The sequence below is a fragment of the Streptomyces sp. NPDC048002 genome (genome assembly GCF_040653275.1).
Classification (GTDB): Bacteria; Actinomycetota; Actinomycetes; order Streptomycetales; family Streptomycetaceae; genus Streptomyces.
In genome coordinates this window covers 396,714-413,605 of record NZ_JBEZNL010000002.1, presented here as the reverse complement: position 1 = coordinate 413,605, position 16,892 = coordinate 396,714, and the positions used below count along the sequence as shown (strand labels likewise).

General features: G+C 72.3%; 16 protein-coding genes. 12 read left to right on the top strand and 4 right to left on the bottom strand.

The features are described 5' to 3' along the window. Window positions 1-144: 144 nt before the first annotated feature. The 3 genes from AB0E07_RS04820 to AB0E07_RS04810 all read left to right on the top strand — a co-directional run bounded on the left by AB0E07_RS04820 (window position 145) and on the right by AB0E07_RS04810 (window position 1,796). A complete protein-coding gene (locus AB0E07_RS04820; RefSeq protein ID WP_362246436.1) occupies window positions 145-1,101 on the top strand; it encodes an EamA family transporter in 957 nt (318 codons plus the stop codon). A 69-nt stretch (window positions 1,102-1,170) separates the two neighbouring features. Further along, a complete protein-coding gene (locus AB0E07_RS04815) occupies window positions 1,171-1,533 on the top strand; it encodes a DUF6247 family protein (RefSeq protein WP_362246433.1) in 363 nt (120 codons plus the stop codon). Next, window positions 1,530-1,796: a hypothetical protein gene (locus AB0E07_RS04810; RefSeq protein WP_362246431.1), complete on the top strand. Its 267-nt coding sequence runs from the start codon at window positions 1,530-1,532 to the stop codon at window positions 1,794-1,796. The genes AB0E07_RS04815 and AB0E07_RS04810 overlap by 4 nt, the downstream gene beginning before the upstream one ends. Window positions 1,797-1,882: 86 nt before the next feature. On the opposite strand, the gene AB0E07_RS04805 is transcribed toward AB0E07_RS04810, so the two are convergent. Continuing rightward, window positions 1,883-2,071, bottom strand: coding sequence for a DUF397 domain-containing protein (locus AB0E07_RS04805; protein WP_362246830.1), 189 nt, complete (start codon window positions 2,069-2,071; stop codon window positions 1,883-1,885). Window positions 2,072-2,120: 49 nt separating this feature from the next. Continuing rightward, window positions 2,121-2,969 (bottom strand): helix-turn-helix transcriptional regulator, encoded by an 849-nt coding sequence (locus AB0E07_RS04800; RefSeq protein WP_362246429.1) that lies wholly within the window; start codon window positions 2,967-2,969, stop codon window positions 2,121-2,123. A 120-nt stretch (window positions 2,970-3,089) separates the two neighbouring features. Between AB0E07_RS04800 and AB0E07_RS04795 the strand changes: the two genes are divergently transcribed. The 8 genes from AB0E07_RS04795 (at window position 3,090) to AB0E07_RS04760 (ending at window position 13,200) form a co-directional block, all read left to right on the top strand. Beyond that, window positions 3,090-3,920, top strand: a complete 831-nt coding sequence (locus AB0E07_RS04795) for a TIGR03084 family metal-binding protein (protein WP_362246426.1) — start codon at window positions 3,090-3,092, stop codon at window positions 3,918-3,920. Beyond that, a complete protein-coding gene (locus AB0E07_RS04790; protein WP_362246424.1) occupies window positions 3,917-5,602 on the top strand; it encodes an acyclic terpene utilization AtuA family protein in 1,686 nt (561 codons plus the stop codon). The genes AB0E07_RS04795 and AB0E07_RS04790 overlap by 4 nt, the downstream gene beginning before the upstream one ends. Continuing rightward, the gene (locus AB0E07_RS04785; protein ID WP_362246422.1) at window positions 5,599-7,197 is read left to right on the top strand and encodes a carboxyl transferase domain-containing protein; all 1,599 of its coding nucleotides are present in this window, start codon (window positions 5,599-5,601) and stop codon (window positions 7,195-7,197) included. Before AB0E07_RS04790 ends, AB0E07_RS04785 begins: the two co-directional genes overlap by 4 nt. A 5-nt stretch (window positions 7,198-7,202) precedes the next feature. Next, on the top strand, window positions 7,203-9,044 hold the full coding sequence (locus AB0E07_RS04780; protein WP_362246420.1) for a biotin carboxylase N-terminal domain-containing protein: 1,842 nt from the start codon (window positions 7,203-7,205) through the stop codon (window positions 9,042-9,044). An 81-nt stretch (window positions 9,045-9,125) separates the two neighbouring features. Next, on the top strand, window positions 9,126-10,259 hold the full coding sequence (locus AB0E07_RS04775; RefSeq protein ID WP_362246418.1) for an acyl-CoA dehydrogenase family protein: 1,134 nt from the start codon (window positions 9,126-9,128) through the stop codon (window positions 10,257-10,259). Window positions 10,260-10,286: 27 nt separating this feature from the next. Beyond that, on the top strand, window positions 10,287-11,855 hold the full coding sequence (locus AB0E07_RS04770; protein WP_362246416.1) for a 4-coumarate--CoA ligase family protein: 1,569 nt from the start codon (window positions 10,287-10,289) through the stop codon (window positions 11,853-11,855). After that, window positions 11,852-12,586, top strand: a complete 735-nt coding sequence (locus AB0E07_RS04765) for an enoyl-CoA hydratase family protein (RefSeq protein WP_362246414.1) — start codon at window positions 11,852-11,854, stop codon at window positions 12,584-12,586. Before AB0E07_RS04770 ends, AB0E07_RS04765 begins: the two co-directional genes overlap by 4 nt. Then, the gene (locus AB0E07_RS04760) at window positions 12,574-13,200 is read left to right on the top strand and encodes a TetR/AcrR family transcriptional regulator (protein ID WP_362246412.1); all 627 of its coding nucleotides are present in this window, start codon (window positions 12,574-12,576) and stop codon (window positions 13,198-13,200) included. The genes AB0E07_RS04765 and AB0E07_RS04760 overlap by 13 nt, the downstream gene beginning before the upstream one ends. Window positions 13,201-13,265: 65 nt before the next feature. Here the strand turns inward: AB0E07_RS04760 and pdxH are convergent, their stop codons facing one another. Beyond that, on the bottom strand, window positions 13,266-13,895 hold the full coding sequence (gene pdxH, locus AB0E07_RS04755; protein WP_362246828.1) for a pyridoxamine 5'-phosphate oxidase: 630 nt from the start codon (window positions 13,893-13,895) through the stop codon (window positions 13,266-13,268). 336 nt (window positions 13,896-14,231) lie between these two features. Here pdxH and AB0E07_RS04750 point away from each other — a divergent pair, with 336 nt between their 5' ends. Next, entirely contained in the window at window positions 14,232-15,332 is a 1,101-nt protein-coding gene (locus AB0E07_RS04750) for a citrate synthase 2 (protein ID WP_362246410.1), read from the top strand. A 94-nt stretch (window positions 15,333-15,426) separates the two neighbouring features. Here AB0E07_RS04750 and AB0E07_RS04745 read toward each other — a convergent pair whose 3' ends face one another. Further along, window positions 15,427-16,401, bottom strand: coding sequence for a 2-oxoglutarate and iron-dependent oxygenase domain-containing protein (locus AB0E07_RS04745; protein ID WP_362246408.1), 975 nt, complete (start codon window positions 16,399-16,401; stop codon window positions 15,427-15,429). Between the last annotated feature and the right edge of the window lie 491 nt (window positions 16,402-16,892).

Below are 16,892 nucleotides of genomic sequence, written 5' to 3'. Positions count from 1 at the left end.
TCGGGTCGGCTCGGGCCGCCTCGGGTCGGTGGCTCGGGGCGGCCGTCCCAGTCAGTGGTATACCGCTTCACACACCTGACTGAGTCCACTACCCTGGACGCGGAAGTACATCAGGATGAACGATCCCGAGCACCTGGACCGCCCGTGAGCACCCCCGACGCCATCACCTCCGCACCCACGCCGACGCCGACTGCCTCCGCACCCGTGCCGGCCGGTGCCCCGGGCCGCTGGGGTTCCCTCGGCCCGGTCGGCCTGCTGCTGGCCGGCGGTGTCTCGGTCCAGTTCGGCGGCGCCCTCGCGGTGACGCTGATGCCCAGGGCGGGCGCGCTCGGCGTGGTCACCCTGCGGCTGGCCGTGGCGGCGGTCGTCCTGCTCCTGGTCTGCCGCCCCAAGTTCCGCGGGCACTCCCGCACCGACTGGGGCACGGTCGTCGTCTTCGGCCTCACCATGGCCGGGATGAACGGCCTCTTCTACCAGTCGGTCGCCCGCATCCCGCTGGGTCCGGCGGTCACCCTGGAGGTCCTCGGCCCCCTGGCGCTCTCCGTCTTCGCCTCCCGCCGCGCGATCAACCTCCTCTGGGCGGGCCTCGCCCTCGTCGGCGTCTTCCTCCTCGGAGGCGGCGGCTTCGGCGGCCTGGACCCCGTGGGCGTGGCCTACGCCCTGGCCGCCGGCGTGATGTGGGCGGCGTACATCGTCTTCAGCGCGCGCACGGGCCGGCGTTTCCCCCAGGCCGACGGGCTCGCCCTCGCCATGGTGGTCGCGGCGGTGCTGTTTCTTCCGCTGGGCGTGGTGGAGTCCGGCACGAAGCTCCTGGACCCGATGACCATCGCGCTCGGCGCGGCGGTCGCGATCCTCTCCTCGGTCCTCCCGTACACCCTCGAACTCCTCGCCCTGCGCCGCCTGCCCGCGTCCACGTTCGCGATCCTGATGACCCTGGAACCGGCCATCGCGGCAACAGCCGGCTTCCTCATCCTCGACCAGGCCCTCTCGGCCTACCAGGCCCTCGCCATCGCCCTGGTCATCGCGGCGAGCATGGGCGCGGTACGGACGCAGGTGGGCCGTGGCAAGGCGAAGCAGACGGCGGAGGCTCTTGGGGGCTGACGGTTGTCCGGGCGGAGTGAGTGCGCTTGGGGCTAGAGTCGGGGTCGTGCCTGTGAAGGGAGCGGCGGCATGAGCCTCCAACACACGGAACCCGTCGGTGACCATCCGCTGGTTCCCCGTCCGGAGTGCACGCCGGGCGCGCTGCGTGCCGCATGCGCCGTGGTGGCACCGCACCTCCTGGGCGCGTACGACCGGGACAAGGACCAGGCGCTGGCGGACGCGGTGGACCACGGATCGATCGCTCCGGTCCACGCCTACCTCCATCACTGGGCCGCGCTGATCGAGATCGAACGCCATCCGCTGACGTCCAGGGCGTACCACCGCGCCGAGTACCTCGCCCGCGTGACGACCGAGCCCGACGAGTCCCGCGTCCACCTGGCCGAGGCGAGCGACATCTACCGCGCGGCCTCCCGGGCGGTTCGACCGGAGTGACCTGGCGCTGGGAGTACGTGCCGGACGAGGAGACGGTGACGGGCGGCGCGCCGACCGCATTCCTCGCCGAAGTGCGGAAGAGGGCAGACGAACTGGTCCGCGCCGCGGAAGCCCTGCACCTCCACGGACCGGCCTACGAGGGGGCTGACGAGGGCGCGAAGCACGCTTTCGTCGACGGCGGCTTCTTCGTCTACATGATTACTCCGCGCTCGGAACTCGTCACGATCTGGCAGATCACACCGAGCCCGTTCGGTAGCGGCTAGGGAGAGGACGGGCTGCTGGAACGGATCCGGCGGCCCATTTCGGGCGTGAGAGGCCGTACGTTGCCGATCCGCACCGCGGACCGCAGTCAGCCGAGGATGCCGTCTGCGGTCGCCTTGACGAAGAGGGTGAAGCTCTCCGGGGTGACGGTGACTGTTCCGTGGGCGGGGTGCTTGGAGTCGCGGATGGCTATGTGGGGGGCCAGGTCGGCCACCTCGACGCAATCACCGCCGGTGTCTCCGCTGTGCGAGGACTTGACCCAGGTCGCCGTGCCCACGGGGGCGCACTCGACGCACTCGCCGCCGCTGCTTCCGCTGTACGAAGACTTACGCCAGGTCGCGCGCGTCAGGTTCGGGTTGCTCCCCATAGCGGTCCTCCATCACGCGGGTGATCAGGGCGGCCGAGTCCTTGGGTGAGAGCGCTGCGGCCTGCAAGCGAGCGTAGCTGAGTGAACGCTCTTTGATCACTGGCGGATTGGCGGTCATATGGCCCTGGTCGTAGCTCTCCGTGTAGTGCATGTCCGGATCGCTTTCGAACCGTAGCAGCGTGAACGAACCCATCATCCCGGTGTGTTCTCCCAGCGAGAACGGCAGCACCTGGATCTCCATCCACTTCTGGCCGAACATGCTGACCAGGTGCGCCAACTGCTCTCGCATGACCGCGCGGCCGCCGATCTCGCGGTGCAGCACCGCTTCGTCGAGCACGACCCATAAGACCGGCGGTTGGTCTCTCCTTAGGGCGCGTTGTCGGTCCAGCCTTGCAGCGACCGCCTCGTCGAGGCTGTCGGAGTGTTCGACGCCGAGAACCGCACGCGCGTACCCCCTCGTCTGCAGAAGTCCATGGACCAACTGGCACTGGTAAGTAGAGATGAAGGCCGCCCTCGCCTCCATCTCCGCATACGGCTGGAACCACCCCGGCAACTGACTCCGTAGGACCAGCCCCACCAGGCGGGAGAACGTCCCGCCTGTCCCCAGTGCCGCGTCCACCCGTTCGGAGAACTCCCGTTGCGGCACCTTCACGGCCGTTTCGATCTGTCCGATCAGTGACCCCGTGCAGAACACGATCGAGCCGAGCTGCGCGAGGGTCAGCCCCGCCTCCTCCCGCGCCCGCCGCAACTCGTAGCCGTAGTAGTCCAGCGGAGACGCGCTCGGGTCGAGCTGTCGGATGTTCGCCATGACCACCACCTCCCCTCACTGAGAGTAGCCAGGGCGGCGCGCAGCGACACCGGAAGTCCCCGAAAGAAATTAATGCAAGCACGCTTGATTGTTTCTGGGCCCGCTGCCATGCTCCCCGTCATGGCCGACCCGACGCCCGTCCTTGACGACCTGCGCGCGGAGAGCGAGGAACTCGACCGGCTCGTGGCCGAGTTGAGCCCGGACCAGTGGTCCCTCGCCACTCCCGCCCCGCGCTGGACCGTCGCACACCAGATCGCCCACCTCGCCTGGACCGACCACGCCGCCCTGCTCGCCGTCACCGACGCCGAGGCGTTCGGGAAGGAGGTGGAGAAGGCCCTCGCGGCCCCCGACCGGTTCGTCGACGAGGGTGCCGAGGAAGGCGCCGCGCGCCCGCCGGACCGGATCCTCGCCGACTGGCGCACCGGGCGGGAGGCGTTGCAGGAGGCGCTGCGCGCCGCACCGGCCGGCGTCCGCTTCCCCTGGTACGGGCCGCCGATGGCCGCCGCCTCCATGGCCTCCGCCCGGCTGATGGAGACCTGGGCGCACGCCCAGGACGTCGCCGACGCCCTCGGCGCCGTGCGCACCCCCACCGACCGGCTCCGGCACGTGGCCCGGATCGGCGTGCGGGCCCGCGACTACGCGTTCGGGGTGCGCGGACTGACCCCGCCCGCCGAGGAGTTCCGGGTGGAACTCCTCGCACCGAGCGGTGAGCTGTGGACGTACGGGCCCGAGGACGCCCCCCAGCGCGTCGGCGGGCCCGCGCTCGACTTCTGCCTGCTGGTCACCCGGCGCGCCCACCGCGCCGACCTGGCGGTCACGGCGGAGGGCGAGGACGCGGGACGCTGGCTGGACGTGGCCCAGGCGTTCGCCGGCCCGCCCGGCGAGGGGCGCCCGCCCCAGGGGGGCGGCCCTTCCCGCGAAGGGCGCCCGGCCGAGGGGGACGTCCGGTGAGGACCCTGCGTATCGGCAACGCCTCCGGGTTCTACGGCGACCGTTTCGACGCCGTGCGCGAGATGCTCACCGGCGGCGAACTCGACGTCCTCACCGGCGACTACCTCGCCGAACTGACCATGCTGATCCTCGGCCGGGACCGGCTGAAGGACCCCTCCGCCGGATACGCCCGCACCTTCCTGCGGCAGTTGGAGGAGTGCCTGGGGCTGGCCCAGGAGCGGGGCGTGCGGATCGTCGCCAACGCCGGGGGACTGAACCCCGCCGGACTCGCCGACGCCGTAAGGGAGTTGGCGGACCGGCTCGGGCTGTCCGTCCGCGTCGCCCAGGTCGAGGGCGACGACCTCACCGCCGGCCACCCCGGCGCTCTCGCCGCCCACGCCTACCTCGGCGGCTTCGGCATCGCCGCCTGCCTGAACGAGGGCGCCGACGTCGTCGTCACCGGGCGGGTCACCGACGCGGCCCTGGTCACCGGGCCCGCCGCCGCCCACTTCGGCTGGGGCCCCGCCGACCACGACCGGCTCGCCGGGGCCGTCGTCGCCGGGCATGTACTGGAGTGCGGCACCCAGGCCACCGGCGGGAACTACGCCTTCTTCGCGGAGCGGCACCCCCGCGACCTGCTGCGCCCCGGCTTCCCGCTCGCCGAGATCCACGAGGACGGCAGCGCCGTCATCACCAAGCACCCCGGCACCGGCGGCTTCGTCGACCTCGGCACCGTCACCGCCCAGCTCCTGTACGAGACGGGCGGCGCGCGGTACGCCGGACCCGATGTCACCGCCCGGCTGGACAGCGTCCGGCTGGAGCAGGACGGGCCGGACCGGGTCCGGATCCACGGGGTGCGGGGCGAGGCGCCGCCCCCGACCCTCAAGGTCGGCGTCAACCGGTTCGGCGGCTTCCGCAACGAGGTCGTCTTCGTGCTCACCGGGCTCGACATCGAGGCCAAGGCCGAGCTGGTGCGCGCCCAGATGACCGAGGCGCTCGCCAAGTCGCCGCCGGAGGAGACCCGTTGGGAACTCGTCCGGACCGACCGGGCCGACGCCGGGACGGAGGAGACGGCCAGCGCCCTGCTGCGGCTGGTCGTCCGGGACCCGGACCAGGAGGCCGTCGGCCGGGCGCTCAGCGGGGCCGCCATCGAACTCGCCCTCGCCGGCTACCCCGGCTTCCACGTCCTCGCCCCACCCGGAAAGGGCGCCCCCTACGGCGTCTTCGAGGCCGAGTACACGGCCCAGGACGCGGTGCCGCACCTGGCCGTCCTCCACGACGGCAGGCGGATCGCCGTGGCGCCGCCCGAGGAGACCCTCGTACTCGCGGAGGTCGAGGAGCCCCCGCTCCCCGAGCCGCTGCCGGACGGGCCCGTCACCCGCGCTCCGCTCGGGCGGGTCGCCGGGGCCCGCAGCGGCGACAAGGGCGGCGACGCCAATGTGGGCGTCTGGGTCCGCACCGACGAGGAGTGGCGCTGGCTCGCCCACGAGCTGACCGTCGACCGGTTCCGGCAGCTGCTGCCCGAGTGCGCGGAACTGCCCGTCCACCGGCACGTCCTGCCCGGACTGCGCGCCCTCAACTTCGTGGTCGAGGGCGTCCTCGGTGCCGGAGTCGCCTCCCAGGCCCGATTCGACCCCCAGGCCAAGGCGCTCGGCGAGTGGCTGCGCTCGCGCCACCTGGACATACCGGAGGTGCTGCTGTGACCGTCCTGTCGTCCGCGCTGGACGTGACGGGCCCCGACTACCGGGCCCACCGCGAGGCGATGCTCGCCAAGCTCGCCGACCTCGACACCGAACACGCCAAGGCGCTCGCGGGCGGCGGCGAGAAGTACGTCCAGCGGCACCGGGGGCGCGGCAAACTCCTCGCCCGGGAACGCATCGAACTGCTCCTCGACCCCGACACCCCCTTCCTCGAACTCTCCCCGCTGGCCGCCTGGGGCAGCGACTACGCCGTCGGCGCCTCCCTGGTCACCGGGATCGGAGTCGTCTCCGGCGTGGAGTGCCTGATCACCGCCAACGACCCCACCGTGCGCGGCGGCGCCAGCAACCCCTGGTCGCTGAAGAAGGCGCTGCGGGCCAACGACATCGCCCTCGCCAACCGGCTGCCCTGCATCAGCCTGGTCGAGTCCGGCGGCGCCGACCTGCCCTCGCAGAAGGAGATCTTCATCCCCGGCGGCGCCATCTTCCGGGACCTCACCCGGCTCTCGGCCGCCGGCATCCCCACCGTCGCCGTCGTCTTCGGCAACTCCACCGCGGGCGGCGCCTACGTCCCCGGCATGTCCGACCACGTGATCATGGTCAAGGAGCGCGCCAAGGTCTTCCTCGGCGGGCCCCCGCTGGTCAAGATGGCCACCGGCGAGGAGAGCGACGACGAGTCGCTCGGCGGCGCCGAGATGCACGCCCGCGTCTCCGGGCTCGCCGACTACTTCGCCGTCGACGAACGGGACGCGCTGCGCCAGGCCCGCCGGGTCGTCGCCCGCCTCAACCACCGCAAGGCGTACGAGGATCCGGGACCGGCCGAGGCGCCCAAGTACGACGCCGAGGAACTCCTCGGCATCGTCCCCGGCGACCTGCGGACCCCCTTCGACCCGCGCGAGGTCGTCGCCCGCATCGTCGACGGCTCCGACTTCGACGAGTTCAAGCCGCTGTACGGGACCAGCCTGGCCACCGGCTGGGCGAGCCTGCACGGCTACCCGGTCGGCATCCTCGCCAACGCCCAGGGTGTGCTGTTCAGCGAGGAGTCCCAGAAGGCCGCCCAGTTCATCCAGCTCGCCAACCAGCGCGACATCCCCCTGCTGTTCCTGCACAACACCACCGGCTACATGGTCGGCAAGGAGTACGAGCAGGGCGGCATCATCAAGCACGGCGCGATGATGATCAACGCGGTGTCCAACTCCCGCGTCCCGCATCTGTCGGTCCTCATGGGCGCCTCCTACGGCGCCGGGCACTACGGCATGTGCGGGCGGGCCTACGACCCGCGCTTCCTGTTCGCCTGGCCCAGCGCCAAGTCGGCCGTCATGGGCCCCCAGCAGCTCGCCGGCGTCCTGTCGATCGTCGCCCGCCAGTCGGCCGCCGCCAAGGGCCTGCCCTACGACGACGAATCGGACACGGCGCTGCGCGCGATGGTGGAGCAGCAGATCGAGTCCGAGTCGCTGCCGATGTTCCTCTCGGGCCGGCTCTACGACGACGGCGTCATCGACCCCCGCGACACCCGCACCGTCCTCGGCCTGTGCCTCTCCGCCGTCCACACCGCGCCCTACGAGGGCGCGCGCGGCGGCTTCGGCGTCTTCCGGATGTGAGACGAATGATTACTTCTGTACTGGTCGCGAACCGGGGCGAGATCGCCTGCCGCGTCTTCCGCACCTGCCGTCAGCTCGGCATCCGCACGGTCGCCGTGCACTCCGACGCCGACGCCGGAGCCCTCCACACCCGCGAGGCCGACACCGCCGTACGGCTCCCCGGCGCGGCCCCCGCCGACACCTACCTGCGCGGCGACCTGATCGTGAAGGCCGCCCTCGCGGCGGGCGCCGACGCCGTCCACCCCGGCTACGGCTTCCTCTCCGAGAACGCCGACTTCGCGCGGGCCGTCCTCGACGCCGGACTGACCTGGATCGGGCCGCCGCCCGAGGCCATCGAGGCCATGGCGTCCAAGACCCGCGCCAAGCAGCTCCTCGGCATCGCGCCCCTGGCCGACGTCACCGGGGCCGACCTGCCGGTCCTGGTGAAGGCCGCGGCGGGCGGCGGCGGACGCGGCATGCGCGTGGTGCGGAGCCTGGACGAACTGCCCGCCGCCCTGGAGGGCGCCGCCGCCGAGGCCGCGAGCGCCTTCGGCGACGGGGAGGTGTTCGTCGAGCCGTACGTCGAGGACGGCCGCCACATCGAGGTGCAGATCCTCGCCGACACCCACGGCACCGTCTGGGCGCTCGGCACCCGCGACTGCTCCCTCCAGCGCCGGCACCAGAAGGTGATCGAGGAGGCCCCGGCGCCCGGCCTGTCCGCCGCGCTCGACGAGGAGCTGCGCACGGTGGCCGTACGCGCCGCCCGTTCCGTGGACTACGTCGGCGCCGGCACGGTCGAGTTCCTCGTCGCCGACGGCCGCGCGCACTTCCTGGAGATGAACACCCGCCTCCAGGTCGAACACCCCGTCACCGAGGAGATCTTCGGCCTCGACCTGGTCGCCGAGCAGATCCGGATCGCCGAGGGGGAGGCCCTTCCCCAGGACCCGCCGCCCGCGCGCGGCCACGCCGTCGAGGCCCGCCTGTACGCCGAGGACCCCGCCCACGGCTGGGCCCCGCAGACCGGCACCCTGCACCGCCTCACCGCCCCCGACGGCATCCGACTGGACACCGGATACACCGACGGCGACGAGATCGGCGTCCACTACGACCCGATGCTCGCCAAGCTGATCGCCCACGCCCCCACCCGCGCGGAGGCGCTCCGCAAGCTCGCCGGCGCCCTGGAACGCACCACCCTGCACGGCCCCACCACCAACCGGGCCCTGCTGCTGGCCTCCCTGCGCCACGAGGAGTTCACCTCCGCCCGCATGGACACCGGCTTCTTCGACCGCCACCTCGCCGACCTCGGCGGCCCCGCCGACCCCCTCGCCCCGCTGGCGGCGGCGCTGGCCGACGCCCACGGCCGCTCCCGCTTCGGCGGCGGCTGGCGCAACGTCCCCTCCCAGCCGCAGACCAAGAGCTACGCCATGGCGGGCGAGGAGCACGAGGCCCGCTACCGCCACACCCGCGACGGCCTCCAGGCCGACGGAGTGCGCGTGGTGCACACCGCCCCCGACCGGGTCGTCCTCGAAGTGGACGGCGTACAGCGGACGTTCGAGGTCGCGCGGTACGGCGACGAGGTGTACGTCAACGCCACCGCCCTGCGCGCCCTGCCCCGCTTCCCACCCCCCGGCACCCCACACGCCCCCGGCTCCCTCCTGGCCCCCATGCCGGGCACGGTCGTCCGCGTCGCGGAGGGGCTGGCCGAGGGAGCCGCCGTCAAGGCCGGAGAACCTCTCCTCTGGCTGGAGGCAATGAAGATGGAACACAAGATCACAGCCCCGGTAACAGGAACGCTGACGGCCTTGAATGTCAAAACGGGACTGCAAGTGACGGTCGGTCAATTGCTGGCGGTAGTGCAAGCCCCCTAGGGGTGCGGGGCTGCATCGATATGCGGCTCCGCCGCGTGAGCGCGACCAGCCACACACAACCCGCACCCGGGAAGGATCGCCATGCCCACCACCCTCGAATCCGAAGAACACAAGGCCCTCCGCGCAGCCGTCGCCGCCCTCGGCAAACGCCACGGCCGCACCTACGACCGCGAAACCCTCTGGTCGGAGGCCGCCAAACTCGGCTACCTCGGCGTCAACCTGCCGGAGGCATACGGTGGAGGCGGCGGAGGAATAGCCGAACTCTCCATCGTCCTCGAAGAGTTGGGCGCCGCCGGCTGCCCCCTGCTCATGATGGTCGTCTCCCCGGCCATCTGCGGCACGGTCATCGCCCGCTTCGGCACCGACGACCAGAAGCGGAAGTGGCTCCCCGGCCTCGCCGACGGCACCCGCACGATGGCCTTCGGCATCACCGAGCCCGACGCCGGTTCCAACAGCCACCGCATCACCACCACCGCCCGCCGCGACGGCACCGACTGGGTCCTGACCGGCCGCAAGGTCTTCATCTCCGGCGTAGACATCGCCGACGCCACCCTCATCGTCGGCCGCACCGAAGACGCCCGTACCGGAAACCTCAAGCCCTGCCTGTTCATCGTCCCGCGCGACACCGACGGCTTCGGGCGGCGCGCGATCGACATGGAACTCGACGCCGTGGAGAAGCAGTTCGAACTCACCCTGGACGACGTGCGGCTGCCCGCCGACGCGCTCGTCGGTGACGAGGACGCCGGGCTGCTCCAGCTGTTCGCCGGGCTCAACCCCGAGCGCGTCATGACGGCCGCGTTCGCGATCGGCATGGGCCGCCACGCCCTCGCGCAGGCCCTGGCGTACGCCCGTGAACGCACCGTGTGGAAGGCGCCCATCGGCTCCCACCAGGCCATCGCCCACCCCCTCGCGCAGGCGCACATCGACCTCGAACTCGCCCGGCTGATGATGCAGAAGGCCGCCCACCTCTACGACGCCGGCGACGACATCGGCGCCGGTGAGGCCGCCAACATGGCCAAGTACGCGGCCGGCGAGGCGTGTGTGAGGGCGGTCGACCAGGCCGTGCACACCCTCGGCGGGAACGGCCTCACCCGGGAATTCGGCCTCGCGCGATTGATAACCGCCTCCCGCGTGGCTCGTATTGCTCCGGTGAGCCGGGAGATGATTCTCAACTACGTCTCCCACCAGACCCTCGGTCTGCCCAAGTCGTACTGACCGCACAGCGTTGTGCGAGGAGGCCCCATGTTCCGCAGCGAGTACGCAGACGTGACCCCCGTGGACCTGCCCATCCACGAGTTCGTCCTCGGGGGCGCCGCCGAGTTCGGCGACACGCCCGCCCTGATCGACGGCACCGACGGCACCACCCTGACCTACGCCCAGGTGGACGCCTTCCACCGCAGGATCGCCGCGGCCCTCGCGGAGGCGGGCGTGCGCAAGGGCGACGTCCTCGCCCTGCACAGCCCGAACACCGTGGCCTTCCCCACCGCCTTCTACGCCGCCACCCGCGCGGGCGCCTCGGTCACCACCGTGCACCCGCTCTCCACGCCCGAGGAGTTCGCCCGGCAGCTCGGCGACAGCGCGGCCCGCTGGATCGTCACCGTATCGCCCCTGCTGGAGACCGCCCGGCGGGCCGCCGAACTCGCGGGCGGCGTCGAGGAGATCTTCGTCTGCGACAGTGCCCCCGGACACCGCTCGCTGATCGACATGCTGGCCTCCACCGCCCCCGAGCCCGAGGTCGACGTCGACCCGGCCGAGGACATCGCCGCCCTGCCGTACTCCTCGGGCACCACCGGCACCCCCAAGGGCGTGATGCTCACCCACCGGCAGATCGCCACCAACCTCGTCCAGCTCGACGCCGCCGTCACCGCCGGCCCCGGCGAACGCGTCCTCGCCGTCCTGCCCTTCTTCCACATCTACGGCCTGACCGCCCTGATGAACGCGCCCCTGCGCAAGGGCGCCACCGTCGTCGTCCTGCCCCGCTTCGACCTGGAGACCTTCCTCGCGGCCATCCAGAACCACCGCATCACCGCGCTGTACGTGGCCCCGCCGATCGTCCTCGCCCTCGCCAAGCACCCCGCGGTGGAGAACTACGACCTGTCGTCGCTGAAGTACCTCATCTGTTCCGCGGCGCCCCTCGACGCGCAGCTCGCCGCGGCCTGCTCCCGCCGTCTGAACCTGCCGCCGATCGGCCAGGCGTACGGCATGACCGAACTCTCCCCGGGCAGCCACGTCGTCCCCCTGGACGCCGTCGCCGAGGCACCCCCCGGCACCGTCGGCCGGCTCATCGCGGGCACCGAGATGAGGATCGTCTCCCTGGACGACCCCGGCAAGGACCTCGGCACCGGCGAGCCCGGCGAGATCCTCGTCCGCGGCCCCCAGGTGATGAAGGGCTACCTGGGACGCCCCGAGGAGACCTCCGCCCTGATCGACGCGGACGGCTGGCTGCACACCGGTGACGTCGGCCATGTCGACGCGGACGGCTGGCTGTTCGTCGTCGACCGGGTCAAGGAACTCATCAAGTACAAGGGTTTCCAGGTGGCCCCCGCCGAACTGGAGGCCCTGCTGCTCACCCACCCCGGCATCGCCGACGCCGCCGTCATCGGCGTGTACGACGACAACGGCAACGAAATCCCGCGCGCCTACGTCGTCCGCCAGCCCACCGCCGGGGCGCTCTCCGAGGGCGAGGTCATGATGCACGTCGCCGAACAGGTCGCCCCCTACAAACGGGTGCGCGAGGTCGTCTTCCTCGACGCGGTGCCCCGCGCCGCCTCCGGGAAGATCCTCCGCCGCGAACTGAGGGAGCGCGCGTGACCCTGATCGGCCGGTCCCACGACCGCGGGGTGAGGACCCTCAGCCTGGACTCCCCGGACAACCGCAACGCCCTGTCGGCCGCGCTGGTCGCCGAACTCGCCGACGCGCTCACCGACTGCGCCAAGGACACCGACGTCCGCGCGGTCCTCCTCACCCACACCGGCACCACCTTCAGCGCCGGCGCCGACCTGCGCGACCCGCCGCCCCCGGACGCCTTCGTCGCCCTGCTCCGGCAGCTCGTCGAGCTGCCCCGGCCGGTCGTCGCCCGGGTCACCGGACACGTCCGCGCGGGCGGCCTCGGCCTGCTCGCCGCCTGCGACATCGCCGCCGCCGCGCACACCGCGAGCTTCGCCTTCACCGAGGTGCGCATCGGCGTGGCCCCCGCGGTCATCTCGCTGCCGCTGCTGCCGCGCACCGACCCCCGCGCCCTCGCCCGCTTCTACCTCACCGGCGAGCGCTTCGACGCCCCCGAGGCGGCCCGCACCGGCCTGATCACGGTCGCCGGGGAGGACGTGGACGCCGTCCTCGCACCCGTCCTCGACGGCCTCAGGCGCTCCGCCCCCGAGGCCCTGGCCGAGACGAAGCGGCTGCTCACGGCTAGGGTGCTGGAGTCATTCGACCGGGACGCGGCCGACCTCACCGCGCTCTCGGCCCGGCTGTTCTCCGCCCCGCAGGCCAGGGAGGGGATGACGGCCTTCCTGGAGCGACGGGATCCCTCATGGGTGGTGTGAGTACGGCGGAACGCGACCGCGTGCCCAAGCAGGACCGCAGCCGGGCCACCCGGCAGCGGCTGCTGGAGGCCGCCGTGGCCTGTCTCGCCGAACACGGCTGGGCGGGCTCCACGGTGTCCGTCGTCGCCGAACGGGCCGGTGTCTCCCGGGGCGCCGCCCAGCACCACTTCCCCACCCGCGAGGACCTCTTCACCGCGGCCGTCGAATACGTCGCCGAGGAACGCTCCACCGCCCTGCGGGACCTGTTCCCGCAGGGCGCGGTCCAGGACCGGCGGGCCGTCGTCGCCGCCCTCGTCGACCTCTACACCGGGCCCCTCTTCCGCGCCGCCCTGCACCTGTGGGTGGCCGCCTCCAACGAGGAACAGCTGCGCCCGCGGGTCACCGAACTGGAGGCCCGCGTCGGGCGCGAGACGCACCGTATCGCCGTGGAGCTGCTCGGCGCCGACGAGTCCGCGCCGGGGGCCAGGGAGAGCGTGCAGGGACTGCTCGACATGGCCCGCGGGCTCGGCCTGGCCAACCTGCTCACCGACGACCGGGGGCGCCGGCAGCGGGTCGTGGCCCAGTGGGCGGACCTGCTCGACGACGCCCTCGGCGCGCGGAACGTCACGGACTGAGCGGCGCGACGCCCGGCACGGAGAACGTCACGGACTGAGCGGCGCGACGCCCGGCACGGAGCACCTCACGGACTGAGCCGCTCGACCTTCCAGCTCCCGTCCGGCCGGGCCACGTACCGCAGCCGGTCGTGCAGCCGGTTCTCCCGGCCCTGCCAGAACTCCACCGACTGCGGGGCCACCCGGAAACCGCCCCAGTGCGGTGGCACGGGCACCTGCTCGCCCTCCGGATACCGGGCCGCCAGCTCCGCGTAGGAGGCGTCCAGCTCGGCCCGGGTGGGGACCACCGAGGACTGCGCGCTCGCCCACGCCCCGAGCTGGGAGCCGTGCGGGCGGGTCCGGAAGTAGGCCGCCGTCTCGTCCCGGCCGGTGCGCCGCGCGACGCCCCGCACGATGACCTGCCGCGCCATCGGATGCCAGGGGAACAGCAGCGAGACGTACGGGTTCTCCGCCAGGTCGCGGGCCTTGCGGGAGTCGTAGTTGGTGTAGAAGACGAAGCCCTGCTCGTCGAACTGCTTCAGCAGCACGGTGCGTGAGCTGGGGTGGCCCTCCGCGTTCGCGGTGGACACGACCATGGCGTTCGGCTCGTAGAGATGGGCCTCGCTCGCGGCCTGCTTGAACCAGCGCGCGAACTGCTCCAGCGGGGTGGCGGCCAGCTCGTCCTCGGCGAGGCCCGCGGCCCGGTACTGCTTGCGCATCGCGGCGGGATCCGGCAGTGCGGCGTCTCGGTCGGTCACACCGTCATCCTGCCGTATCCGCGCCGTTCGCCAGTCATGGTGTCCTACGTCACACTGGCACTCAGTGCCGCGAGAACTCCCCAGAACTGGCACTGAGGGCCTATCGTTTTGGAGGTGGCGCAGTCGGGTGACCGTCCGCCGCACGGGGCATCACACGAGTACCGCACAGGACCGCGAGCCTCCAGAGCCGGGACCGCGGATCCGCTGGGCATGAGCCGTTTCCCGCCGTACCGGTCACGGTCCGCACCATCGCCCCCACAACACCATCCGTCGCACGCATCACGAGGGAGCCGCCTGATGTCCGACTTCGTACCCGGACTCGAAGGAGTCGTCGCGTTCGAGACGGAGATCGCCGAACCCGACAAGGAGGGCGGCGCGCTCCGGTACCGCGGCGTCGACATCGAGGACCTCGTCGGCCACGTCTCGTTCGGCAACGTCTGGGGCCTGCTCGTCGACGGGGCCTTCAACCCCGGCCTGCCGCCCGCCGAGCCCTTCCCCATCCCCGTCCACTCCGGCGACATCCGCGTCGACGTGCAGTCCGCGCTCGCCATGCTGGCACCCGTGTGGGGCCTCAAACCGCTCCTCGACATCGACGCCGAACAGGCCCGCGACGACCTCGCCCGCGCCGCCGTCATGGCCCTGTCCTACGTCGCCCAGTCCGCACGCGGCCAGGGCCTGCCGATGGTCCCGCAGAGCGAGATCGACAAGGCCCAGTCCGTCGTCGAACGGTTCATGATCCGCTGGCGCGGCGAGCCCGACCCCAAGCACGTCGCGGCCGTCGACGCCTACTGGACCTCCGCCGCCGAGCACGGCATGAACGCCTCCACCTTCACCGCCCGCGTCATCGCCTCCACCGGCGCCGACGTGGCCGCCGCCCTGTCCGGCGCCGTCGGCGCGATGTCCGGCCCGCTGCACGGCGGCGCCCCCTCCCGCGTGCTCTACATGATCGAGGAGATCGAGCGCACCGGGGACGCCGAGGCGTACGTGAAGCAGGCCCTGGACAAGGGCGAGCGGCTGATGGGCTTCGGGCACCGCGTGTACCGCGCCGAGGACCCCCGCGCCCGCGTCCTGCGCCGCACCGCCCGCGAGCTGGGCGCGCCCCGCTTCGAGGTCGCCGAGGCGTTGGAGAAGGCCGCGCTGGCCGAGCTGCACGCCCGCCGCCCCGACCGGGTGCTGGCCACCAACGTGGAGTTCTGGGCGGCGATCGTCCTCGACTTCGCTGAGGTCCCCGCCCACATGTTCACCTCGATGTTCACCTGCGCCCGCACCGCCGGCTGGTCGGCGCACATCCTGGAGCAGAAGCGCACCGGACGCCTGGTCCGCCCGTCCGCCCGCTACACCGGGCCGGGCTCCCGCGATCCCCGCGAGATCGAGGGCTACGGCGACATCGCCGGCTGAGCGGGAGGGCCCGCGCCGGAACCTCCGAGCCGGAACCTCCGCGCCGGAACCTCCGAGCCGGAGAAGGGCGCCCCCGCCGGGGGCGCCCCGCACGTCACGCGGGCGTCAGCAGCCCGGAGTGATGCCGCTCCGCGACCAGCGGATGCGCCCGGAGCTTCCCCTTCAGCTCGTTGAAGCCGTACTCGGCGAAGAGCGGATTGCCCGGGTCCGCGGTCACGCCCGGCGCCGTCGACGCGAACGGGAAGGGCACCGGCTCCACCCGCGCGTCCAGGCTCGGGTTGTAGAAGAACGGCACCGAGAAGCGCTCGGTCGCCCCCGGCGGGGACACCACGCGGTGGTTGGTGGCGACCAGGTAACCGTTGGTGGCCACCTCCAGCAGCTCCCCGAGGTTGACCACGAAGGCCCCCGGGACGGGCGGCACGTCGTGGAAACGCCCGTCCTCACGCTGCACCTGGAGCCCGCCCACCTGGTCCTGGAGCAGCAGCGTCAGGAAGCCGTAGTCCTTGTGCGCGCCGACGCCCTGCCCCGCGCCGTCCCCGGCGCTGCCCGGGTACCGGACGAGCTTGAGGTGCGGATGGGCCCGCTCGCCGAAGACCGGGTCGTAGAAGTCGGGGGGTGCCCCGATGGCGGTGAGCAGTTCGCGCAGCAGCCGCTGGGCGACGGCGCTGAGCCGGTCGATCCACTCCAGCGCGGCCGCGCGCAGCTCGGGCAGGGCGGCCGGCCACTGGTTGGGGCCCTGGAGCCACCAGTAGGCGGGCTCGCCGGGACCGGGGACGCGGGCGGGCCGTTCGGCGCCTATGTCCAGCTGGTCCCGCCAGTCCCGGGAACCGCCGGTCCGCTCGTCGCCGGTGCGGGTGTAGCCGCGGAAGTGCGGCGAGCCGACGTTGTCGAGGGCCAGCCGCTCGGCCTCGGGCAGCGCGAAGAACCGCCGCATCGCCGAGAGCAGGCGCTCGGTCTCGGCGGCGCCGACGCCGTGCCCGACGAGCTGGAAGAACCCCACGTCATGGGCGGCGCCGTGCAGCCGCGCGTGCAGATCGGGGGCGGAGAGATCGATGATCGGAAGCTGCATGGGAGGTCCTGTGCAGGAAGAGGGACGGGGCGCTGGGTTCAGAAGGAGCGCCGACAGCCCATGCTCGTGACGCGGAGGAAGTCCACGTGGCGTCGTCGAACGAGCGAGATCATGCGGCCAGAGTACTGCGCGCCGCAGTTTTTCCGGATGGCGTGGGTCACACCCGAATTTCCTCCGGAAACGCAGACGACCCGCGAACTCGGGTCCTCCACCGAAGCGGAAGGGCCGGCCGGACGTACCGGCGAGCTCGCGGGTCGGGTGACTGCTGGGATTGGGCCGGCTGCGCCGGCACCGCACTGGTGGGGTGTCGGGCGTCAGCCCGCAGCCACCTCGTACGTCCGGGTGTCACTCATGAACCCGATCACCTCCTTTCCTACGTGGGACACACCTTAGGAACCACCTGCCGCGCCTTCAACCGCTTTTTTTCGCACCCGCCCGCAGCAGCTTCTGACATGCGAATTCGTGATTGAGGTGTACGCGTCGCGGGGAGA